The organism is Aestuariivivens sediminicola, from assembly GCF_022662015.1.
In the GTDB taxonomy this organism is placed as follows: Bacteria; Bacteroidota; Bacteroidia; order Flavobacteriales; family Flavobacteriaceae; genus Aestuariivivens; species Aestuariivivens sediminicola.
On record NZ_JAKMCM010000001.1, the window covers coordinates 1,015,470 to 1,039,190 of the forward strand.

22 protein-coding genes are annotated in these 23,721 nt (G+C 39.9%); 4 read left to right on the forward strand and 18 right to left on the reverse strand.

Annotated features, from left to right (window positions below):
• Positions 1-32 precede the first annotated feature (32 nt).
• From rfbD to MR041_RS04530, 8 genes are all read right to left on the reverse strand, one after another.
• Positions 33-845: a dTDP-4-dehydrorhamnose reductase gene (rfbD, locus tag MR041_RS04495; RefSeq protein WP_242092388.1), complete on the reverse strand. Its 813-nt coding sequence runs from the start codon at positions 843-845 to the stop codon at positions 33-35.
• Between the two features lie 43 nt (positions 846-888).
• The gene (rfbC, locus tag MR041_RS04500) at positions 889-1,449 is read right to left on the reverse strand and encodes a dTDP-4-dehydrorhamnose 3,5-epimerase (protein ID WP_242092389.1); all 561 of its coding nucleotides are present in this window, start codon (positions 1,447-1,449) and stop codon (positions 889-891) included.
• Entirely contained in the window at positions 1,439-2,308 is an 870-nt protein-coding gene (rfbA, locus tag MR041_RS04505) for a glucose-1-phosphate thymidylyltransferase RfbA (protein ID WP_242092390.1), read from the reverse strand. The genes rfbC and rfbA overlap by 11 nt, the downstream gene beginning before the upstream one ends.
• 1 nt (position 2,309) lies before the next feature.
• A complete protein-coding gene (gene rfbB, locus MR041_RS04510) occupies positions 2,310-3,353 on the reverse strand; it encodes a dTDP-glucose 4,6-dehydratase (protein WP_242092391.1) in 1,044 nt (347 codons plus the stop codon).
• A 3-nt stretch (positions 3,354-3,356) separates the two neighbouring features.
• On the reverse strand, positions 3,357-4,430 hold the full coding sequence (locus tag MR041_RS04515; RefSeq protein ID WP_242092392.1) for a YveK family protein: 1,074 nt from the start codon (positions 4,428-4,430) through the stop codon (positions 3,357-3,359).
• A gap of 11 nt (positions 4,431-4,441) precedes the next feature.
• A complete protein-coding gene (locus tag MR041_RS04520) occupies positions 4,442-6,130 on the reverse strand; it encodes a DUF6909 family protein (protein WP_242092393.1) in 1,689 nt (562 codons plus the stop codon).
• 97 nt (positions 6,131-6,227) lie between these two features.
• Entirely contained in the window at positions 6,228-7,730 is a 1,503-nt protein-coding gene (locus MR041_RS04525) for a GH3 auxin-responsive promoter family protein (RefSeq protein WP_242092394.1), read from the reverse strand.
• On the reverse strand, positions 7,731-8,600 hold the full coding sequence (locus MR041_RS04530; protein WP_242092395.1) for a M23 family metallopeptidase: 870 nt from the start codon (positions 8,598-8,600) through the stop codon (positions 7,731-7,733).
• A 117-nt stretch (positions 8,601-8,717) separates the two neighbouring features.
• On the opposite strand from MR041_RS04530, the gene MR041_RS04535 reads away from it, so the two are divergent.
• Positions 8,718-8,903 (forward strand): twin-arginine translocase TatA/TatE family subunit, encoded by a 186-nt coding sequence (locus tag MR041_RS04535; protein WP_242092396.1) that lies wholly within the window; start codon positions 8,718-8,720, stop codon positions 8,901-8,903.
• A gap of 75 nt (positions 8,904-8,978) precedes the next feature.
• Here the strand turns inward: MR041_RS04535 and MR041_RS04540 are convergent, their stop codons facing one another.
• The 4 genes from MR041_RS04540 to MR041_RS04555 form a co-directional block, all read right to left on the reverse strand.
• The gene (locus MR041_RS04540) at positions 8,979-9,956 is read right to left on the reverse strand and encodes a DUF4837 family protein (RefSeq protein WP_242092397.1); all 978 of its coding nucleotides are present in this window, start codon (positions 9,954-9,956) and stop codon (positions 8,979-8,981) included.
• A gap of 20 nt (positions 9,957-9,976) precedes the next feature.
• The gene (locus MR041_RS04545) at positions 9,977-11,530 is read right to left on the reverse strand and encodes a LysM peptidoglycan-binding domain-containing protein (RefSeq protein WP_242092398.1); all 1,554 of its coding nucleotides are present in this window, start codon (positions 11,528-11,530) and stop codon (positions 9,977-9,979) included.
• Between the two features lie 162 nt (positions 11,531-11,692).
• On the reverse strand, positions 11,693-12,880 hold the full coding sequence (locus MR041_RS04550) for a phosphoglycerate kinase (protein WP_242092399.1): 1,188 nt from the start codon (positions 12,878-12,880) through the stop codon (positions 11,693-11,695).
• 232 nt (positions 12,881-13,112) lie between these two features.
• Positions 13,113-13,964 carry a T9SS type A sorting domain-containing protein gene (locus MR041_RS04555; protein ID WP_242092400.1) on the reverse strand — a complete coding sequence of 284 codons (852 nt, stop codon included), beginning with the start codon at positions 13,962-13,964 and terminating at the stop codon, positions 13,113-13,115.
• Positions 13,965-14,112: 148 nt separating this feature from the next.
• On the opposite strand from MR041_RS04555, the gene MR041_RS04560 reads away from it, so the two are divergent.
• On the forward strand, positions 14,113-15,276 hold the full coding sequence (locus MR041_RS04560) for a DNA polymerase III subunit (RefSeq protein WP_242092401.1): 1,164 nt from the start codon (positions 14,113-14,115) through the stop codon (positions 15,274-15,276).
• On the opposite strand, the gene MR041_RS04565 is transcribed toward MR041_RS04560, so the two are convergent.
• From MR041_RS04565 to MR041_RS04575, 3 genes are read right to left on the reverse strand one after another with little or no spacing between them, the layout of a single operon-like run.
• Positions 15,273-17,624 (reverse strand): TonB-dependent receptor domain-containing protein, encoded by a 2,352-nt coding sequence (locus tag MR041_RS04565; protein ID WP_242092402.1) that lies wholly within the window; start codon positions 17,622-17,624, stop codon positions 15,273-15,275. The genes MR041_RS04560 and MR041_RS04565 overlap by 4 nt on opposite strands.
• Positions 17,625-17,682: 58 nt before the next feature.
• Complete coding sequence (locus MR041_RS04570) at positions 17,683-18,612, reverse strand: FecR family protein (RefSeq protein ID WP_242092403.1); 930 nt, start codon at positions 18,610-18,612, stop codon at positions 17,683-17,685.
• Between the two features lie 53 nt (positions 18,613-18,665).
• On the reverse strand, positions 18,666-19,178 hold the full coding sequence (locus tag MR041_RS04575; protein WP_242092404.1) for an RNA polymerase sigma factor: 513 nt from the start codon (positions 19,176-19,178) through the stop codon (positions 18,666-18,668).
• Between the two features lie 366 nt (positions 19,179-19,544).
• Between MR041_RS04575 and MR041_RS04580 the strand changes: the two genes are divergently transcribed.
• Positions 19,545-19,949, forward strand: a complete 405-nt coding sequence (locus MR041_RS04580) for a DUF6438 domain-containing protein (protein WP_242092405.1) — start codon at positions 19,545-19,547, stop codon at positions 19,947-19,949.
• Positions 19,950-19,974: 25 nt separating this feature from the next.
• Positions 19,975-20,109 (forward strand): hypothetical protein, encoded by a 135-nt coding sequence (locus tag MR041_RS15600; protein ID WP_277926312.1) that lies wholly within the window; start codon positions 19,975-19,977, stop codon positions 20,107-20,109.
• A 2-nt stretch (positions 20,110-20,111) separates the two neighbouring features.
• Here the strand turns inward: MR041_RS15600 and MR041_RS04585 are convergent, their stop codons facing one another.
• The 3 genes from MR041_RS04585 to mnmG form a co-directional block, all read right to left on the reverse strand.
• Positions 20,112-20,630, reverse strand: coding sequence for an OmpH/Skp family outer membrane protein (locus MR041_RS04585; protein WP_242092406.1), 519 nt, complete (start codon positions 20,628-20,630; stop codon positions 20,112-20,114).
• A 230-nt stretch (positions 20,631-20,860) separates the two neighbouring features.
• Positions 20,861-21,718, reverse strand: a complete 858-nt coding sequence (locus MR041_RS04590) for a class I SAM-dependent methyltransferase (RefSeq protein WP_242092407.1) — start codon at positions 21,716-21,718, stop codon at positions 20,861-20,863.
• Between the two features lie 69 nt (positions 21,719-21,787).
• Entirely contained in the window at positions 21,788-23,659 is a 1,872-nt protein-coding gene (gene mnmG, locus MR041_RS04595) for a tRNA uridine-5-carboxymethylaminomethyl(34) synthesis enzyme MnmG (RefSeq protein WP_242092408.1), read from the reverse strand.
• Between the last annotated feature and the right edge of the window lie 62 nt (positions 23,660-23,721).

Consider the following 23,721-nt stretch of genomic DNA (forward strand, 5'->3'; position numbering starts at 1 on the left):
ATCGATCCATAAATAGCCCCATGCCCCTCTGGTTAACCAAGAACTGAGTATTTAGGCCGCTTAGCCAGGGTTTTATAGGTATCGACCGGTTTCAGGATGACCTTATCTGCATAATTATTCTCCTGTAAGATCTGTTTTGCAAAGGCATACCAGGTCATCGGTTCGGAATTACAGAAATGATAGAGTCCGTAGGGTGGCTTCTGTTTTATAAGCTCTTCTATGATGTAACCTGCCAAATCCACCGTATCGGTAGGGCATCCCACCTGATCCGTGGTGATGTTCAGGGATCTGCCCTGCTCCGCGCTGTCGACGATAAACCGATAGAAGTTTTTGCCATAGACCTTACTGTACAGCCATGAGGTTCTAACAATATAATAGTGACTCGAATAGTCCTGAATGTACTGTTCTCCCAATAATTTTGATGCACCATAGGCATTTATAGGGTTTGGCCTGTCGGATATGGTGTACGGTTCCCTTTTAAGGCCGTCAAACACATAATCTGTGGAAATATGAATCAGGATCACTTTATGCCTTTTGCAGATCAGCGCCAGATTTTTCACCCCTTCAGCGTTCACCTTAATGGCCATTTCCGGTGTCTTTTCTGCTTGTTCGACATTCGTATATGCAGCACAATTGATGCAGTAATCAAAGCTATGCTTCTCAAAATACCCCTCAAGTGCTTCGTGATTCGTGATGTCCAATTCTTCTTTTGTGACAAAGGTGAAATCCATGGTATCCACACGGTTGGCATACCCCTCCTTAATGGTCAGGCCTAACTGTCCATTCGCACCTGTCACTAAAATAGCAAGGCGGTCCTGACTACTGGTTTTTGGATTGTGTTTCAATTGGAATATCCTGTTTAAATGGTCTCAATAAGAGGAACATCTCCTATTCAATGCCTTCATTACGACAAAATGCTTCGAAGCCTGGCAGGTTCATATCCTTTTCCGATATGATCAACTGATCATCAGGCCAGCCCCAGTCAATATTTAAGGTTGTATCGTTATAAATAACCCCGCGTTCCGATGCCTTATTGTAAAACTGATCACATTTATAGTTAAAAATGGTGTTGTCTTCCAATACCAAAAATCCATGAGCAAAGCCTTTAGGAATAAAAAGTTGCTGTTTATGGACATCGTCCAGCATAATCGAAAAATACTTTCCAAAGGTTTCTGAATTCGAACGCAGATCAACACATACATCCATCACTTTTCCTTTCGTAACTCGGACTAATTTCGCCTGTTCATACTGCCCGGTTTGAATGTGCAGGCCTCTTAAAACACCTTTCGACGATTTAGACTCATTGTCCTGAACAAAATCAATGCTGAGTCCCGTATGCTTTTCAAAACCATTTTTGTTGAAACTTTCTAAAAAATAGCCGCGTTCATCTTCAAAAACTTTAGGGGTTATCACGTAACACCCTTTAATGTATGTCTCCTCAACTGTCATACGCCGCGACTTGTTTCAGGTATTCACCGTAACCACTCTTGAGTAAGGGCTCTGCCAATTTCAACAATTGGGCCTTGGTTATGTACCCCATTTTAAATGCCATTTCTTCTATACATCCAATTTTCAAACCCTGACGCTCCTCTATCACCTCGACGAACTGACTGGCCTGCATCAAGGAGGTAAACGTACCCGTATCCAGCCAGGCTGTTCCCTTATCTAAAATACTAACATTTAATTTTCCCATCCCTAAATAGGCTTTATTCACATCGGTGATCTCAAGTTCACCTCTCGAACTGGGTGCTATGTTTTTGGCAATATTGACCACTTGATTGTCATAAAAATAGATCCCCGGAACAGCAAAATTAGATTTCGGATGGCTGGGTTTTTCCTCAATTGATATGACTTTCCCGGTTTTATCAAATTCCACTACACCATAACGCTTTGGGTCCTGAACATGATAGGCAAAAATAACACCACCTGAAGGATTTATATGATCCCTCAAGGTTTGTTGAAGCCCGGATCCGTAAAAAATATTATCGCCTAAAATGAGTGCCACATTATCCTCTCCAATAAATTCTTCTCCAATAATAAAGGCCTCAGCCAAACCATTGGGATGCTCCTGTACCGCATACTCAAAACGACACCCGAAATCGGAGCCGTTACCTAACAATCCTTTAAATAATGGCGTGTCCTTAGACGTGGATATAATCAATATGTCGCGTATTCCGGCAGACATCAAGGTGCTAAGTGGGTAATAGATCATCGGTTTATCATACACCGGCATTAATTGTTTACTCACCACCTTGGTAAGCGGATGCAATCGTGTCCCTGAGCCGCCTGCTAATATGATGCCTTTCATTTTAGTTGTATTGCTTTTTATAATAATCCTGATAACTGCCGCTGGTGACATGGCTTAACCAAAGTTCATTGTTCAAATACCAGTCTATGGTTTCGCTTAAGCCTTCCTCGAAGGTTACCGATGGTCCCCAACCTAATTCATTCTTGATTTTTGAGGCATCAATGGCATAACGCAAGTCGTGACCCGGTCTGTCTTTAACAAAGGTAATTAGCTTTTCGGAAGTACCATCCGGTCTGCCCAGTTTCACATCCATCTGTTTACACAATAATCTGACCAGCTCTATGTTTTTCCATTCATTACATCCCCCGATATTGTAGGTTGCTTTATTTTCGCCATTATGAAACACCACATCGATGGCCTTGGCATGATCTATAACATACAACCAATCTCTAGTATAGTTCCCGTCACCATACACCGGAAGTGGTTTGTTGTTTATGATATTGTTAATGAACAAGGGTATTAATTTTTCCGGAAACTGATTGGGTCCATAATTATTGGAACAATTGGAAATGACATAGGGTAACCGATAGGTTTCACCATAGGCCCTTACAAAATGGTCGGAACTCGCTTTGGAGGCCGAGTAGGGCGAATTGGGATCGTATGCCGTGGTTTCGGTAAATAACCCTGTGCTGCCCAGACTACCATACACTTCGTCCGTGCTAATGTGGTAAAAACGCTTCCCTTGAAAACTAGCCATCCATAGCGCTTTAAAGGCCTCTAAAAGATGAATCGTTCCTAAAATATTGGTCTTCACAAAAATTAATGGATCTTCAATGGAGCGGTCTACATGGGACTCGGCAGCCAAATGGATAACCCCGTCAAAGTGATGCGTTTTGAAAAGGGCATCTACGAATGCTTTATCGGTTATGTCGCCCTTTATGAATGTATAGTTATCGCGGCGTTCAATATCCTTTAAATTCTCTAAATTCCCAGCATAGGTCAGGGCATCCAAGTTATAAATATGATACTGCGGATACCGGTTTACAAATAATCTCACAACATGGGACCCGATAAAACCAGCGCCTCCGGTAACAAGTATGTTCATGGTTTACAATTTACTTTTAAAGCGCTCCAGGAAATTTAAAAATTCAATGATCAATAATAACATAAAAATCACCAGGGCTAATAGAAAGCCATAAGCAAAAGGTCTGCCTATCTCTAAACCGAAGATCTCTGCCTTATCCTTAACAACACCTCTTTCTTTCCCAATGGATACAATTTCCAGTATGTTTTCCTTATCCTCCAGTTCCCTTTGAATGTCAACCAGTTCCCGCCTTAAATTCAAATCACTCTGGTACAACTCAAACTCTTTCGTAACACTTTTGTTTTCCGTATTGTCTATCGTGATACTGGTTTGACCGCCGGACTTGGCCTCAGCAGCCTTTCTGAGTACCTCCTGGTATACGGCCTGCAAAGAATCTGACTTTACAAGCGTTTCCCTGATGGCGCTTTCCCGTCCCTTTAATTCACTCAAATCCCTTCTCTGTACATTTTGAAAGTAGGGGGAGGACTCAATTTTGTGAATAATCTCAACAATGACATCTTCGAAGGAGGCTGGCGAATAGGTGTCTATAGTCATTTCTTGAAGTGAAATATCAAATTCCTCGGAAAAGTTGAGGTAATCCTTATAGGTAATGGTGGAAGCCAAAACAGAATCCAGACTTTTGATGTAGGCATCATAGTTTTTTATCCTGCTGTTGTCATTGGTCACCGCTTCAATAGACATCCCTTGTATTGATGCAGCCTTGGATACATCTATTTTTAGGTCACTAGCCAATGTCACTGTATCTCTTTCCTGGACTAATTTATCAAAGTAAGTAATGGCTTCATAAAGCACCTCTCCTGTTTTGTAGTTTTGATTGATGATGGCAGACGATCGATACACGGGCTTAGATACTTTATTTTTAATAATTCCTAATCCAAAGCCAATGGCTGCGGCTATTATTATTTTTACCAGGTGCTTTTTGACAAAGAAAACAAGCCAGACGAAGGCTAAAAAAAGCCTGTTTAGAATATCTCCAATAAACCTAAAAAAGCGCTCAAAGGCATTACCAATCATTTTAAACAACTGTCCTAAATCGACTTCTTCGGATTGCTGCGGTGGGGGCAACTCTTTACTCATAACTATTCTGATTAATTAAATATTTGTTCTAAAATTTTTCTTGTAATGACATATGTGGGCCTAACTCCGGATGTGCCTAAGCCACCGGAAGCCAATGTGCTACCGGTTTCAAGAGGGTTATCACTGGCATAATAGGCATACCTGACCTTGACTTCGGGGCTGATATTCCCACGTACCTTCGAGGCCGCCTGGATGGCCTTCTGGTAATGCGCGCCTTCCATCTCCAAACCAATGACATTCCAGGTGGAGTTAAAGAAAAACTTGAGTATGTCTTTATTCTGTAGGGAGGTTCCTAAAACCGTTATCATAGCGCCATTACATACAGCAACACCCTGACCATTGAAATCTTCCTTACTCAACTCATTTTCAAAAGGGTAATTATCTGCCGTTCCCTCAAAGATATGCGCCGATGGTATCATGATATCGCCTTTTCCCCCTTCTAATATGCCCGCCTTTCCCATAACCGATATGGATTTCACATTTAAATGCAATTTCTTTCCTTTTACTGCATAGGGTTTCAGCAGTTCATCAATGGTTTCATAGGCCTGTTCTCCAAAGGCATAATCCATAACGAATATAAGTGGTTTTTCGGATTTCATCAACGTCTCATTTATGGCGATATCTAATTTTGAAACATCAAAAAAGGTGGTGTCGAAAACCTGCACATCAATATTGGTTCCCGAACTGTCTTTTATGTACAGCATCCCATTTTGTAAGGCTGCTTTGGTGACCCTGTCTCCCAATTCCCTGTTGTTCTTATTGCTCAACAGTTCATACACTTCAAATATATCTTTTTTTGAAGCTATGGCCTTTAAGGCGTTCGGCGCAAACAGGGTATTCAGGACACTATGCATGTTCGCGCTGATGATATGGATATTCCTGTCCAATAGTTGATTCTTGTGCAAAATCGACTTGATATTATTCGCCCAGATTTCACCATGTATGTGATGGCCAATGCGTTCTCTTAATACCGGACTAAAGGTAATGGTTCTTTTGTTGTGATGCACCTGTTCTTCAATGGCCAGCTTACCCAACCAATAGACTATATGTAACAAGCGCTCCGGTTGTTTAGGGGTGGCAAAGGCACTGTAGATTTCCGTAACTTCCTTAAAAGTGCGCCCTAATATATAGGCCGTATGCGTAATGGCCACTTCGCGTTCCTCCTGTGTGAGTTTCTTTTTTGCCAGGACCGATTTTTCCAACTTCTTCCAATCCCGTGTTGTCGTACCATCACCACTAATAACAACCCGCTTGCTTATTTTGTGTGATTCTACAAAAAGAAAAGTGAGATGGGTTAGGATATCATAGATTTCCGAACGACCGCGCGTAATCTCTATATTCATTTGCTCCTCATCAATCCTGTAGCAGTTGCGTCGGCGTTTTTCCGGAATAATTGGCTTAAAATGGGAGTTGGCATACCCTTCATCACTGGTCAGGTTAATATAGGTACATTCCTCAATACCCATGGGCAACCGGTCCATCACATAAAGCAGCCCGTTCAATTCGGCCTTTTCTTCACCAATGGAACCATAGATTTCGGGTTTCAGTAATAACAAGGCCTCCCGTAAGGTTTCCCCTGAAATTCCCATGGGCTTATAAAACCCTCTGTTGAACAAATGCCGCATGGTAACATACATACGCTCTATAGCGTTTGAGCTTTCCTGTGCCCTTGTTCTCCCATGTGATTTTTTGTTACTCATTGTATGTAATAATTGCCAAAGATACTACTATTTTATTCAGTTTGTGACCCTGCCGGTATTAACACATCTTCCATATGCATCAAAGAGATGTATCATTTTAAGTGTTTTCAATCTTATGTTCCAGAGCATCGGCTATTTTTCTGTCGTTGGCCAGCCTAGGGATTTTATTCTGTCCTCCTAATTTTCCAACGGACTTCATATAATCCTGAAACCCGTCTTTGGCAACTTTTGATATTTTTAAAGGCTGTAAAACCTTCCCCTGGATTAAATCATAGTAGTATGCATTTTGATTTTGAAGGGACGCATCAATGTGCCTTGCAAATTCGGTATAGTCTTCAGGTTCATTTTCAAATTCTATAAACCATTCGTGGTAAGGCAATCCTTCTTTCGGGTTTATTTGAGGGGCAACGGTAAACTCTGAAATACGTATGTCGGTGTTTTTCACTGCTTCCTCCATGGCCTGCTCTACCTCCTTGCCAATGACGTGTTCCCCAAAAGCAGAGATGAAATGTTTAATGCGCCCTGAAACGATGACGCGATAGGGCCTTAAGGAGGTGAATTGCACCGTATCGCCAATATTATAGGCCCAAAGTCCTGCATTGGTGGATACAATCATCACATAGTTTACATGTAACTCAACATCTTTCAGCGTAAGGCGTTCCGGACTGGCATCGAAAAATTCTTCCGCTTTGATGAACTCGTAAAAAATACCTGAGTCCAACTGAAGTAACATGCCCTTTTCATGCTGCCTGTCCTGAAAGGCAAAAAAGCCTTCACTTGCCGGATACAGCTCTATACTATCGACTTTTCGCCCAATGAGGTTTTCGAATTTGGCTCGATAGGGTTCGTAATTGACCCCTCCAAAAATAAACAGATTGAAATTTTGAAACAGGTCGCCCACCTTCTTCCCGGTTTTTTGCTGGAGCCTCTCGAAATACATTTGCACCCATGATGGAATTCCAGAAATGACGGTCATGTCCTCCGGCAGGGTCTCCTCAACAATGGCATCCACTTTGGCTTCCCAGTCTTCAATACAATTCGTCTCCCAGGAAGGCAGTCTGTTTTTTTGAAGGTATTTCGGCACGTAGTGGGCTACAATACCTGAAAGTCTTCCAATTTGAATACCGTTTTTCTCTTTCATAATGGGGCTGCCCTGTAAAAAAATCATTTTGCCATTTACAAATTTACTTTTCCCGGTTTCGTGGATGTAAAATAGAATGGCATTTCGAGCGGCTTCAACATGACTTGGCATACTCTCCTTGGTTATCGGTATGTATTTAGCCCCTGAAGTGGTTCCTGATGTTTTCGCGAAATAAAGGGGTTTACCACTCCAAAGGATATTTTCCTCTCCTGAGACCACACGCTCCACATAGGATTTCAAAGCCTCATAATCGCGTACCGGCACCTGTTTTACAAAATCGCTATGGGATCTGATGTTTGCAAAATCATGGTCTTTCCCGAATGCTGTATGCTGAGCCGCCTGTATCAGGTCGTGAAATACCTTCTGCTGTGTTTCAACGGGATGATCTATCCATTTTTGATTTTTTCTATAAATCAATTTAGCAAATTGCTTCGCCAAAATGGGCTTTAATGATAGCATTTATTTAAAGTCTATAAAATTTAAGGGGTTGATGGGATACCCGTCATTCCAAAGTTCGAAATGTAAATGTGGTCCCGTGGATAATTCGCCCGAACTTCCGCCTGTGGCAATGGCTTCACCGGCTTTGACCAGATCGCCCTGAGACTTGATTAATGATCCGTTATGCTTATAGACCGAAATTAACCCATTACTGTGCTCTATAATGATCACATGGCCTGTGGTGGCGGTCCATTCTGCAAAAATAACCGTGCCATCGGCAACTGCTTTAACAGGCGTATCTATAGTGACCGCAATATCGATGGCGTAATGTTTTTCCTTTAGATTATAGGTGTCGCTTACCGTGCCACTAACAGGTGGGAATAGCACAAAGCTCTTTGAAGATGTTGCCGATTCGAACAAATTATATTTGTCTTCCTTATCTACCTTTTCCCTTAAAATGGAGTCTTCAGCAATGGGTGTCAGATCCACCTCACTGGCCTCGATCTTTATGGCCTCAATAATGGAGTCCTTTTTTAAATCTTCGGCACTGATGTCGCCTTTCAGGACATCTCTTATGGATTTATAATATCTTTCGTTTAAGGCTAGAACGCGTTGCAGAGAATCCGTCTTATAATGTAACTCGGTGGCCTGCCTTTTAAGGCTGGTCGATGAATACCCTGGAATGTACTCCCTTAAGGATGTAGAGGCAATTAAAAAATAAGTGAACAGCATTAATATCAGAATGCTAACTGATACAAAAACAAAGACATTCAACCGTGTTAATTTAAAGGCAATACGCTCTTCAAAAGTGTCTTCATTAAGTATGACTAACCGATATTTATCGAGTAGTTTTTTTTTAATTCTGGCGGACCCTTTTTTCTTCTTGCTCATAATTCTAACAAAATTAAATAAAATAATTCCATAACCTGAATCCAGAAATACTAAAGTTATGCTATTAACGGTATTTTTAAACTTTAATTATTAACTTTGTTCTAAATAAATTTAACTATGAGTTCATATATTTTAGCAATAGGCCCCATGCAAATCGTATTAATTGTAATTGTTGTGTTATTGCTGTTTGGTGGTAAAAAAATTCCGGAATTAATGCGTGGCTTAGGAAGTGGAATTAAAGAGTTTAAGGATGCGAGCAAGGAGGATGATAAATCTGCGGACAAGAGTGATAAAACTGAATAACCGCATCCACAAATAAAAAAAGAAAAAAGGCCAACATTGATATGTTGGCCTTTTTAGTATTAATTTCAGTTCGTTTTAATTAATCTTTATGGACTTGATTATGGCCTCAAGTTCAAACATGTAATCTCTTTTCTCAACGGATGGTGCATAAGCAAATCCCTCAGCGATGATCCAACGGTCATTTTTATTGTCCTCTATAGCATAGTTGATATATGGTCCTGCCATAAACGCCTTCTTAACTTCCCACATGCCCTTGGTTTCCAGGGCCGGCTTTCCATCCAAAACCGTTTCCGTCTGAAAAGGGGTATAGGCATATTCCGTGATCATATAGGTGCCTTCAGTGGGGCCTTCAATATGTGCCTTTCCAATCGAGTCCCGTATGGTTACAATTTGATTTATAATGCTGTCATTGCGCATAATCCTTTCCTTCGGCAAGGTATAGATCATAAGGTTCAGTGTTCCCGTATTGACATCTTTGCGAATCCAAAAAAAGTTGTTTTCATCCTTGGCGACTCTGTATACCGTAGGAAACCTTACATCAACCCCGATCTTATCTTTGATGAAACTGGAATTGTACAGGGATTTTTTAATTAAGCGCTGTTTTTCATAGATTTCAATCTTCTTAAAGGTATTGACAATCCCGTCGCCATGCTCTTTAAGCTGGTTAATAACCTCGTCCTTCGTCATCCCTGAAACCACAACGACCCTTTGTGGTTGCGCATAGACATTCTTTAAAAACTGGGTGGAGGCCTGTTTTCCTAACTCTATTTTTAGTATGGTTCTGTTTTTAGTGATAAACCCGCTAAACACACTGGTCGGAATCTGGTTAATGTTAAACAGCGGCTCATCCTGGGGCAGACCGTATACGGGTGCTGCCAGTATATCCCTAATGGCTTCGCCAACGCGACCCTTCCAGGACTCGTTATCCAATACCACCGAAACTTCGTTAACAATGCCTGTCGAATCTACAAGAAACTTTTGCTTTGGTTTTCCATCATTGCAGGATAGCAAGGACAACACTGTAACGGCTATAATAAGGGGTTTATGTATCATAAATGTCGTTTTAAGGGAATTTAGCCTTTCGCTATTTTGAGCTTCATTCCCGGTTTTAACCTTGTGCCACTAATATCGTTCCAATCTTTAATATTCTGCACGGAAACTCCTGGAAATTTTTGGGAAATGCTCCATAAGGAGTCGCCGCTCTTTACGGTATAGGTTATGATATCACCTGATAGTGGCTTTGCTGAGGTCTTAGCAGCTACCGTAGAGACCGGATTCACATAAGGTTTTCTTGGATATATGGTCAGACGTTGACCTATCCTTAAGTCATTGCTCCGCAAGCCGTTCCATTGTTTAATCTGGCTTACTCTTACCCCATACATTCGGGCAATTTTCCCAAGATAATCGCCTGACCTCACCCTGTAGCGAATTCTGTCGTCCGCATTAAAAAATTGGGGCAAAGGCTTTTCTCTTTTAGCAAATTCCTCTTTGACAAAAGCATATATGGCTTCTTCATTATTCACGAATACACCAGCTGCCTCCTTGGGTAAACGCAGCACGTAGTTCTCATCTTTTATAAAAGGGATGATATCCAACTTGTACGACGGATTTAAAAACTGAAGCTGTTCAATAGGTGTTCCGGTGACTTCGGCCACCTGATCCAGGGTAATCATGTGTTTTACCCGTATGGTATCCGTTTCTATTAAAGCAAATTCAGGTTTTATTCTTTTAAACCCATGCGCTTCTGCATACTCGAAAATATACATATTTGCTAAAAATGCCGGTAAATACCCTGCCGTCTCACGAGGTAGATTATGTCTGATGTTCCAATAATTTTTGTACCCTCCGGATCTTCTGATAGCTTTGGTTACATTGCCCGGCCCTGAGTTATAGGAGGCCAGTGCCAAATCCCAGTCTCCGAAAATCTCGTATAATTTCGATAAGTACTTTGCTGCGGCTTCCGTAGATTTAATAGGATCACAGCGCTCGTCAACATAGCTGCTCACATCCAGTCCATACATTTTCCCGGTGGCAAACATAAATTGCCATAATCCCGTGGCACCAACCCGGGATTTGGCCCTTGGTTTTAATGCCGATTCAATGACTGCTAAATATTTTATTTCCAAGGGCAGATCGTGTTTATCCAACTCGTATTCGAACATGGGAAAATAAAATCCACTCAAAGTGATCATCCTTTGTAATAGCTCCCTTCTGTTTTTTAAATACGATTTAATAACACTTTCCAAAGACGGATTGTATTCCACATTAAATGGTGTTCTGGCGTCTAATTCCTTTAAGCGGGCCTTAAGGGTATCCGTATGCAGTTCCGGGTATTCAATATCATCATAGGTTAAATTGGTCACCGATTTGTAAATCGTATCGAACATATGGTTACTGTAGAGTTCCTCGAACCACTTCTCATCGAACTTAGAGGCCAATTCATGATCTTTAAGCGGCGTCTTTGGAATGGAATCCGTATCCTGTTCCAGTGACTGGAGGGTGATTGTATTGCTATCAACCAGGGGTGCCTTGGTTATAAATTTCTGCGTCTGCACGCTATCTGCAGTTTGCGCGTAACAAAGGCCTATATGACATAGGAACAGCCATTTAATAAAACGTATTGCCATAATGAATATCGCTATCTTATCGAATCAGTTATACAGCTAAATTCGGATTTTTTAAGGGAAATAAAAAATTTCATTGCTCACGGCGTTTTATAAGTTACCAAATGTTCCTATGCCTTTGCATGAGCACTAATTTCTCAAACTATCTTCTATGGAGTGCAAGGACTACTCTAATATCGCTGCAATTCCGGGAAGCGTTTTCCCTTCAAGACTTTCCAGCATAGCACCTCCACCTGTACTTACATAACTCACTTTATCCTGGAATCCAAATTGTTTTACAGCAGCCACAGAGTCTCCACCACCCACTAATGAGAAAGCGCCTTTTTTAGTAGCTTCAGCTATGGAATTCCCCAGGGCAATAGTTCCCTTGGCAAAATTTTCCATTTCAAAAACCCCTAAGGGGCCATTCCAAAGTATCGTTTTAGAGGCCATAACGACATCGTTGAAGGTTTGCAATGACTTTGGTCCGGCATCTATGCCTTCCCACCCTTCAGGGATGTTATTGATATCGACAATTTGGGTGTTGGCATCATTCTTAAAGGCATCGGCTGCCACGACATCCTCAGGTATATGTACTTGAACATCTTTTGTCTTGGCTTGTTTTAAAATATCCAATGCCAAATCCATTTTATCGTCTTCACAGATGGAATTACCAATTTGGCCTCCCTGGGCTTTTACAAAGGTGAAGGCCATTCCGCCTCCGATGATAAGGTGATCGACCTTATCCAATATGTTTTCAATTATGGTGATCTTGGAAGACACTTTTGCCCCTCCTAAGATGGCTAAAACAGGTTTTTCTCCTGTCTTCATCACCTTTTCAATACTCTCTATTTCCTGTGCCAACAGACTTCCGAAACATTTATGATCTGCGAAGAATTGGGCCACGATCGTCGTCGAGGCATGCGCTCTGTGGGCTGTTCCAAAGGCATCATTTACATAAATATCGCCTAACCTGGACAGTTGCTCGGCAAAATTCTGATCTCCTGCAGTCTCTTCACTATGGAATCTCAAATTCTCCAATAACAAGACTTCCCCCGGTTTTAAGTTCGAGGCTTCGGCTTCGGCTTTTGCTCCGACACACTGGTCGACAAACTTCACTTCAACACCCAATACATCTTCAACCTTAGAAACAATATGACGTAATGAGTACTCGTCCTGGACTCCTTTTGGTCGCCCCAGATGGGACATTAAAATACAGCTTCCTCCGTCTTCCAATATTTTAATTATTGTTGGCTTTGCTGAGATAATTCTAGTGGCATCGGTCACCTGGAAACTTTCATTTAAAGGGACATTGAAATCTACTCGTATTAAGGCTTTTTTATTTGAGAAATTAAAGTCGTTTATCGTTTTCATCGCTTTGTGATTTTATATGGACATAATTGAATCACAAATGTACTTAATTAAAAAGTGCCAAAAAATGTGTTTTTAAACGAAAACGTTTGAAGTGGAAAAGTTTTTAAATAATAGGCCTATTGCTAAGGATTAAATAAATAAAAGAAGGATTAAAAATTTAAAATCCGGAACATGTTTTCAAGAAAGCATTCCGGATTTCAATTAAAAGTAGGTAGGTATATTAATAAAGGAATTACCTTTTTATGAGTTTTAAGGTCTGTGATATATCTCCTGATTTTATTTGTGTTAAATATACGCCACTTGGTACATGGGTTAAATCGACCGTCATGGTATTTAACCCACCTTTTTTCCTTATAATTTCTTTCCCGAGAACATTATATACTGCAACCTCGTCCAATATGGTATAGGCACTGAATCTTACCACGCCTGAAGTAGGATTAGGTCCATAGGCAAAGCCTTCAATAGTTCTGTGCTTATTCGACAATGTGGCCGTCTTTAACTCAAAATCATCAAAGCCCAGATACTCATTGCCGTTTTGGTACACCACCAATCGCATTCTAACATAATCCTGACCGGATGGAATATTATAGGTAATTTCTTCCCAGCCGGTGGAATTAAAATTACCCGATTGGTCAGTTTTAAATACATCCTCCCTGTAATCGGAATAACTCCAATCGTTACCATTATCGTATCTTAATTCATAATATATGTAGTCGTTCTTATTAAGACCAACATAATGTACTCGAAACGCGATTTCAGCTGGTAAACCATTAATGGCAAAGGCGTTAAAGGTAAGGATGTGTTCTGGTGAATCCGATCCTGTAACCCCCTCGGAATACGGATTATCCAAATCCCTGCCGGCCAAATAACTCTTTCCGGCAAAAGGACCGGGAATACGACCGTTGGCACCGGGCTGGTTCATCCAAATATCTGTGCTGTTACTATTGGAGTAAAATGGGATATTGGAAGTGTAAGTCCAATTGTCCTCTGTCTTGTTTTCGAAGCCTTGTTTTGCTGACTGTGCGTTGAGATAAGATACGCAAGAACACAAAAGCAGTAATGCTAACTTAGTAGTTTTATTCATGGTTTTAACTTTAGGTAATTAAAAACAAATAGATTATTGAGCATTTCAAATCTATAACAAAATGTGTATCAGCCCTATAAAACTCGATGATTCACCTTTTATTTAGTCTTATTGCACTTTCATAGGCCATTTACACTATATTTGTCCCATGTTATTTCAGGAGGTATTAGGACAGGACCATATCAAAAAACACTTGATGCAAAGTGTTGATAACCATAGAATTCCACATGCTCAGCTGTTTGTTGGAAATGAAGGTTGTGGCACACTTCCAATGGCGATCGCCTATGCGCGTTATATGCTGTGTAACCATAAACAAGACCTCAACAGCACCGGCGATGAACCCTGTCATCTGAAATTCAGAAACTTTACACATCCCGACCTACATTTTGCCTTTCCGGTCGTTACGAGTAATAAAGCAAAAAGCCACCCCGTGTCGGCCAACTATTTAGAGGAATGGCGCCAATTGTTAAAGGAACAACCTTATGGAAACCTCTTTGACTGGTATAAATTATTGGGAGTGGATAACAAGCAAGGTCAGATTGGTGTGGACGAGGCCCAGGATATTGTAAAATCCCTTTCCCTGAAATCGTATGAGGGGGGCTACAAGGTGCTCATTATGTGGATGGCAGAAAAAATGAACCAAACCTGTGCCAATAAATTATTAAAGCTGATTGAAGAACCGCCTAGTAAAACTATTTTCATCCTTATTGCTGAGGACGAAGAGCAGATTATCAATACCATCAGATCACGGTGTCAGACCTTACATTTTCCGCCCTTGTCCGAAACAGTCATTTCGGAAGCCTTAGTGAAGCATTATGATTTAGATATGGCTGAAGCGATAAAAATTGCCCATCAATCCAATGGTAACTATAACAAAGCCTGTGATCTGGTTTACCACGATTCCGAGGATCTGCAGTTCGAAGAATGGTTTATCTTCTGGATTCGCAGTGCCTTTAAAGCAAAAGGCAATAAATCGGCTATACATGATCTTATAACCTGGAGTGAAGATATCGCCAAAACGGGACGAGAAACACAGAAGCAATTTTTACATTTCTGTCTTAGTTTTATCAGGCAGGCCTTATTGCTCAATTACAATACCCCCGAATTGGTCTTTTTGGAGCCAAAGTCTAAAAATTTTAAGCTGGAGAACTTTGCTCCCTTTATTCACAACAGCAATATTATAGAGATAAGCCAGGAGATTCAAGATGCGATATATCATATAGAGCGCAATGGCAACTCAAAAATTATCCTAACAGATTTATCCATAAAATTGACTCGATTATTACACAGGAAGCCGGCTCAGGCAAATTAGAATTCAACTCGAAACACCAGGTTTGGTGTTAATCCTAGAGAACTTTTATTGATTTCTCTGAGTTCGTCCTCGCTGTTTTGCGTGCTTTGTCTTATTTCATAGGTTCGGCTTAAGATATTCTCCCTGTTGTAAATGTTTAGTAGCGAAAAACCCAGTTTCCCTTTCCAGCTATCCTGTTTTGAAAAATTAAATGAATAGGTTGTGGAAAGATCCAATCGATGATAATTGGGTAAACGAGCAGCATTGGTGTCCTCAAAGACAATTACATTGCCATTTGGTGTATTTTCTATTCCCGAGGCTTTGGTATAGGGAATGCCTGTTCTAATGCTCCAGCCCAGTGAAATATTAAAATGACGCCATTCATAGGTGTGGGACCAGACAAAATTATGAGTGATATCGGTATTACCAGGAAATTCCTGGCCATTGTTGATGGTATTGAATAAAAAGTCATTATTTATGAGCGTATAGCCAAGCCAGGTGCGATAATTTTGAATTTTCTTTTTTATCAACACATCCATTCCGAAAACATCACTTTTCCCCACGGAGAAAAAATCATTCATCCGATCAAAACCTAGGGTTATGGAAGTTAATCCCTTAATTTTTTTATAATACAGTTCAAAGTCCAGATTCCATCCATTCTTATTAAACACCATACCGCTGGTTAATTGGGTGCTGCGAAGTATGGGTATGTCATCACCATCGGACAACACCCAGACCTGATTTTCCAGTCCAAATTCCTGAGTATTAAATTCGACAACCTCACTTACGGCCTGATGCAATCGTTCACCGGAAACTTTAAATTTCAAATCTGGGGTTACGTTAACACTGAACTGTACTCTGGGTTCAAGAAAGAGTTTGTCCAATATGGAAAAATAATTTGCTCTTAATCCTGTATTCAAATACCATTTATTATCAATCTTGTACAGATAATCGGCATATATGGCATGGGTATTGTTGATATTAGAACTGGATTCATTAAAATTCTCTTCCGGGCTTTCAGGCTCAGTGAAACTTAAACCATATTTAACTTCGTTTGAAGAAAATTGGTAGCCCAGGCCAAGGGATGTTTTGCTGCTGAGATCCCAGTCCATATTCAAGGCCAACCCAAAATCATTTATCGTATTTAATTTCTCCAACTGATCGTTAAGTTCACCTGAAATACTATTACTGCCTACATATTCCAAATCAAAATTAGAATAGTAGACATTAAAGTCGTGGGTCAATGCATCGTTATGTTCGTGACTCCAATTGAAACTCAATCCTTGGTTAACTATATCCAACTGATCGTCTGATGCTTCCTCGAACGCTTCTATTAAAAATCCATAATCCAGTTTATTCTTGGTATATAAACTACTCAGCTCAATTTTGTTATTAGCGTTTGGCTCGACAATGGCTTTTAGCGTAAAATCGGTAAAATAGAATAGATCATTAGTGGTGACAACTTCATCATCCTCAAATATTTTATTCCCATTGGAAATTTTTGTTTCCTGAAAAACCCGTTTCGATAGGTTTCTAAACGTTTCTGTATTAAAGGCATCCGTAATTGAACGCCGAGCAGAAAATAAGATAGCCGCTTTTTTACCCAGAGGGGTTTTCAAAAAGGCATCGGCATGTGTCATATTGAACCCAAATCCCCCCTCGGTAGTCCCGGGAATTGCATTCTCGGACTTAATATCGATAACACCGGAAATACGATCGCCATATTTAGCTTTAGTCCCGCTTTTGTAAAGTGTTATCTGGTCGGTAATGTACGGGTTAAAGGCAGAAATAGTGCCAAAAAAATGTCCGGTGTGGTACATTTTAATACCATCCCATAAAATTAAATTTTGGTCCGGCGTGCCACCGCGTATGAACAGATCGGATGCTGTTTCGTTAGGACTCTGTACCCCGGGGATTAATTGGATGCTTTGTAGAACATCTGGTTCTGTTAAGCCTGGAAGAATCCCTAAATTTTCAGGAGACATAGAAATGGAGGTGTCGTCCTTGTTGTTCTTAACCCCGGATGTAATATATTCCTCAATGAATATCTCATCGAGTTCCTGAGTGTCTGTAAGTTGTTTCTTTAATATTCTGACCGTGTAATAGCGACGCGATTCTTTTTTGAACTTCAGGAATAATTTGGTTTCTATATGATACAGGATGTCCTCCAGAACTGCATTTTCCAATTGCAGTGTTATGAACCTGTTGTTCACCAGTTCGGAGTTAAAAGACAACTTAATATTAAAGGATCTTTCCAGATCGGCGAATGCCTCACTTAAAGGGGTGTCCATATAGTCTACCGACTTCGTTTGCTGGGCTGAAATACAAACCGTCAGGAAAAATAGGATAACCGCTAAGTTGTACTTCATTTATTATTCTTATTAATTTGGAGACAACATCCAAATTTAGAATAAAATAACGAAATAATTAATTAGAGAGACCCGAATTAAGTTTAATAATCCCTTTTTCCTTGTCGACCGCATAGTGAAGTCCCATGGGTCCGGACACTGTTTTTAAGGCTAGATTTAAGTTCTTGTGAGTAAAGGCGCCTGTAAACCGCTTGTTCGAATCGATATTGGACGTATCGAATTTGATATTAAACTGGTTTTCCAAAGCCAATAAAACCTGTGATATCGGGGTATTATAGAAGGTCGTTTCTCCTGAGGTCCATGTTGAGGCATCAGCATTAAAATTCCATTCCTCCAGAGTATTGTTAACCACCCTGACGGCATCACCCGGTAACAAAATCAAGGTCTTGTTTAAAACATTACTGGTAACCCGAACTTTACCTTCCATACATTGCACTTCAAAATAAGCTGCTCTGGAAATGACGTTGAATTCGGTGCCAAGCACTTCAACCAATCCTAAGTCGGTTAACACCTTAAACGATTTGCCTTTTTCAACATCAAAAAAAGCTTCTCCCTGCAATTCAACAACGCGGTTCGAATTCCAATTCAACTTTTTTAGGGACGCTTCTGACTTCGCATTTAGGGTTAGTGTAGAGTTGTCCGGAAGAACAACCGCCAACTGTTCGCTAAATCCGGTATTGTAATGAGAACGCATCGTTGCAAAATAGAGTAGCCCAAGAGCTACAACAACAACGGCAGCTGCCGAGTAGGCCCAATTAGGTATAAGTCTTCTGACTTTACCTTCTGGTTGAGATTGATTTAGTTCCTTTAATTTTATTAATAGTGCTTGATCATTAAAAGTAGGTGCTTTCAGATTTTGGGACGCATCATTAATTTTTTTAAGAACCGGATAATCTTTTGAGTTTTCAAACCTTTCAAGCTCTTCCGAATTGAGTTCTCCTGCAATCCATCGGGCCAAAAAAGTGTTGTCTTTATTAAAATTTTCCATCTATTTGGTAGTTCCTATAATTATAAAACAGCTGATTTTAGTTTTACCCTACTTTATATGTCCCCTAATTTATCTCTTAAGGAAATTAAGGCCAAACTCATCCGTTTTTCTACAGCTTTAATCGATATCCCAACGATCTCGGCAATTTCAGAATATTTCTTTTTATCTATTCGGCTCAGCAAAAACACCTCCCGTTGTTTTTCGGGCAATTCGGCTATCGTCTTTTTTAGTTTTTCCATAAACTCCTGCTCCTCCATTATAAATTCGGGCGTTTCATTCGTGATGCTCTTAACGGGGGATGCTTCATGTTGCAATACAATCTTTTTATGGGCAACAGTATTGAGAAAAAGATTCCTCGCCACGGTAAACAAAAAAGATCTGGCTTTATCGAATTGCACTTTTGAGCAGTTCTTCCAAAGTTTTATGAACGCATCCTGCACAACGTCTTCGGCAAGCTGTCCGTCTCCACATTTATAATAAATAAAGTTGAATAGAGTTTTGGAATGTGAAGTATAAAGCGCTTCATAGGTTTTTTGTTCGCACACAGATTTGGATTCATTATTCATACGTATTGTAATACCAAGGCTTATTCACCAAAAATATAAAATTTAAAAAATAAAAGTAGGGTAATCTGCTTTTAAACTGTTTTACATATAAACAAGCTCCCTAAAGCCCCAATTAAGGAATTGTTTTTGTTAGCCCCAAGCCCCTTATTTACTATTCACTAACCTACAAATGTATTGGCATACAATACCATGATGTATTGATTTTAAAGATTTGGTTTATAAAATTAATCATGGATTGTATACAGATAACATTGTCTGAGAAAGGTTGAGTTAGCAAATTTGCGTCAGAGCAGGTCCCCAATCTATAAGTCTTTGTCGCAAATTCGCAACTTGATGAAACGTATGTAGAATTGAACTGAAGTTTTTATGACTTTATTAACCTCTTATTTTGTGAGCAAACCCAAGCGTCTTGAGCAAATGGATGACGCCTTTTTGAGCCTGACCAAAGGAAAATCCATCAATAATAACCCTGTTTTCGATCTATGGGTTTTTGAAAGTGGAACTGTTATTTACAAGGGTATTTCAAATGTTGAAAAGACCGGTGTTTATAAAACAACGGTTCCCTTGGAAACCATTAATAAAATAAAATCTCTGGTTAATCATCTTAGTCCAGATGATGTTGGAGACGCAAAGGGCAGGGAAAACCCCTTAACCATTATTAAGTTCAATGAGCGTAAAATGGTTTATCAATCCGTAAGAGCAAAAGGCAGCCTTTTTAAATTAAATAATCTCTTGGAATACATTGCTAGTACAATAAATAGTGATGACTAAATATTTGATAAACAAATAAAAGAGAATGAGGGTTCTTACTTTATTTGTGAGCCTCCGTAGACCTAACGACGGGGGCTTTTTTATACCTGTAGGTCAGCATAAAAACAGCGCCTATACCAATATTTCGGAATTCACAGAAGCCGAAATAGACATGAGGTAAACTTACTCTTTGCTATAATCGGCATTTAAGGCATCTAAAATAACCTGCGTGAGATTGTTTTCTTCGATACCATATAAAACAGAGGCAGCCGCATCACTTGTTCCTAAAATGTAGGTGTAGTTATGATCCTTCCCGTAGGTTTTTACAAAATCCTTTACTTTGACAATTAAAGAATCGATCTCGGCCTGAAAAGCCTGAGCTAACTGCTGTTGTTCAAGTTGCATTTGTTGCTGAAGTAACTGCTGTTTTTGTTGCAGACCCTGCATAAGTTCCTGAGCCTTTTTTTGAGTCGCTCTTCTCGCATCAATCTGGGTTTGTTGAACTTCCAGTTGAAATGCCTTACCAATGCTATCTGCCTTTTTATTGAACCTGGATTCCATGGCCTGGTATTTAGATTCAATATCTTTCTTTTCCTGGTACCCATTGATCACGGTACCATTTTCGACATACCCGATTTTCTTTTCTGTCTGACAACTAAAGCAAACTAAAAGAAAGGCTAATACATAAATTGAATTTTTCATTCTTAAGGTTTTTTAACTACGCGCACAAAAGTAGTAAAGTAAACATTGACAATACGCAGATTGGTATCAATTTATTACTATAGGTATTTATTATAGCAAAGTCTTTGTGTAATATATTTTAATTATAATAATTGAATTCATTTTAAGCCCTCTAAGCGATTTATTTTAATTGAGAAACCAAAGACACATCCTTAAGGAGATACAACCATTAAACGGGCTCAAAATTACTTTTAGTGGTTTTTTATAACATAAATAAACGATGAAGCTTCCTTCGATCGAAAAAAATTCAAGTTGGATAATATCCCAACAAAAATACCTTTCAGGATATTCATTTTACCGGACTTGTATTTTTCCGAAAGCAAACTAACATAAAAGGCGTCGAACCACATGGGTTTCGTACTTACAATTTCCATGTTATAATTAGAAAACAACGCATTCATGGCCTTGCGATCAAAATGCCACAAGTGTCTTGGGACGTCATAACCAGCCCAAAACGATTTGTAGTACCGGGCATCGAAGCTTCTGTAATTCGGCACAGCAACCACCAATGTTCCCTTAGGCTTAAGAAGCTGTTTAATTCGGGAGATTTGAATGTCTAAATCCGGAATGTGTTCTAAAACATGCCACAAGGTAATAACATCAAAGGTTCTCCCTTCCGTTGATAACAGGTCCTCTGTGTCATAAACCACATGGTCTGTTTTCTCATTAGCCATTCCACGTGCCTGGGCATTCGGTTCAATACCGGATACTATCCAATCTGCTCGCATAGCTGCATATAAGAAATCTCCGGTACCACATCCTATATCCAATAGGGTTTTACTTTTTGACTTAAACTGATTTATTAATTTCAATTTCCTTCTTAGGGCAATTGACCTAACACAATGATACGTCCATTCAAACCAATTTCGTCGGGTATTCGTGTGAGAAATATAATCTTCGCTTTTATAATAGTGCGGTAATTTCTCCGCTCTAGGGCGCGGTACAGTCTCTAAAAATCCGTATTCAGCATTTCGCTTTAACCGGAATTCTTCCCCTGTCACGACATAGTCCTTAACAATTAACCCAGCATGAGGCTCCCTATTTTCCATCACAACATTACTATTAACAAGACTAAAAAATGATTTATATTATAATGTTCCACGTGGAACAAATTGAAGTTATCTGCCCATATAAACCAATAACACTGAAATGTCATTAGGAGATACGCCACTAATCCTAGAAGCCTGGGAAACGGTTGTCGGTTGAATTTTTTTAAGTTTTTCCCGAGCTTCGTAACTCATCGACTTTATTTTTGAAAAATCGAAATTCTCAGGAATTTTTACATATTCCAAACGATTTAACTTATCCGCATTATTTTTCTCCTTTGCAATGTAACCGGAATATTTAATTTGTATTTCAGCCTGTTCAATAACTTCCTTATCCAAATTGTGATTCTGGATATATGCCTCAACACTATCAATTTTTCGAATATCATCCATGGTTATATTCGGTCGTGAAAAAATCTTAAACAATTTACCGGATTGTTTTACGGGCGCAGAATCTTTACTTTCCAATATCGGGTTGATCCTTTCAGGACTGACACTGGTACCTTTAAAAAAAGAAACAAATTTGTGAGCAGCATCATGCTTTTCGTTCATTCGTTTTAAGCGTGCTTCTGTGGCTAAGCCCAAGTCATACCCTTTAGGGGTTAATCTTAAATCAGCATTATCCTGCCTTAACAAGGTCCTGTATTCCGCTCTTGAGGTAAACATACGATAGGGCTCTTCAGTTCCCTTTGTAATCAGGTCATCAATTAAAACACCGATATAGGCCTCATCCCGTCTTAAGGTAAAAGGCGCCTTGTCTTGAACGTTAAGGCTGGCATTAATACCTGCCATTAAACCCTGGGAGGCTGCTTCCTCGTAACCTGTAGTCCCATTAATTTGTCCGGCAAAATATAATCCTTTTACCAGTTTTGTTTCTAAAGTATGTTTTAACTGGGTAGGGGGGAAATAATCGTATTCAATAGCGTAACCGGGTCTGAAAAACTTAACATGTTCAAATCCCGCAACCGATCGCAATGCATTAAACTGTACCTCCTCAGGAAGTGAAGTCGAAAATCCATTGACATACACCTCCACTGTATTCCAGCCCTCTGGTTCAACAAATATCTGATGGCGCTCCTTATCAGCAAATCGATTTATCTTATCTTCAATGGAAGGACAATACCTTGGTCCAATGCTTTTTATTCTTCCATTAAACATTGGTGACCGATTAAAGCCTTCCTTAAGCAACTCATGAACCACAGGACTGGTATAGGTCATATAACAAGAACGTTGTGATTTTAAGGGTTGGGTAATGTCTAAAAAGGAAAATTTCTCGGGATCCTCATCTCCTGGTTGTTCTATCATTTTTGAATAATCCAGGGAACGCCCATCGACCCTTGGTGGTGTTCCGGTTTTCATCCTGCCAGAATCAAAACCCAATTCCACCAACTGTTCAGTTATTCCAGTCGCCGCCTTTTCACCGGCCCGACCCCCACCAAAATTCTTATCTCCAATATGAATTAACCCATTAAGAAAGGTACCATTGGTCAATACAACCGTTTTTGATCTTATTTCAATACCCAAAGAGGTCTTTACCCCCACAACACGTTCTCCTTCAATAATAATTCCATTGACCATTTCCTGATAAAAATCCAAGTTAGGTGTATTTTCCAACAGCAACCTCCAATCTTCAGCAAAACGCATTCTATCACTTTGCACCCTTGGACTCCACATGGCCGGTCCTTTAGATTTATTCAGCATTTTGAATTGAATGGCAGAAGTATCTGAAACAATACCACTATAACCGCCTAGCGCATCGATTTCCCGAACAATTTGCCCTTTGGCTATACCGCCCATAGCAGGATTACAGGACATCTGTGCTATATTCTGTAGATTCATGGTTATGAGCAGCGTTTTACTGCCCATATTAGCCGCAGCGGCAGCAGCCTCACTTCCCGCATGACCACCTCCTACAACAATCACATCATATTCCTCATTAAACATATGCACTCATTTTTATTTCAGAATTGTTCCACGTGGAACATCTACCCATTAAAAGCCTGCAA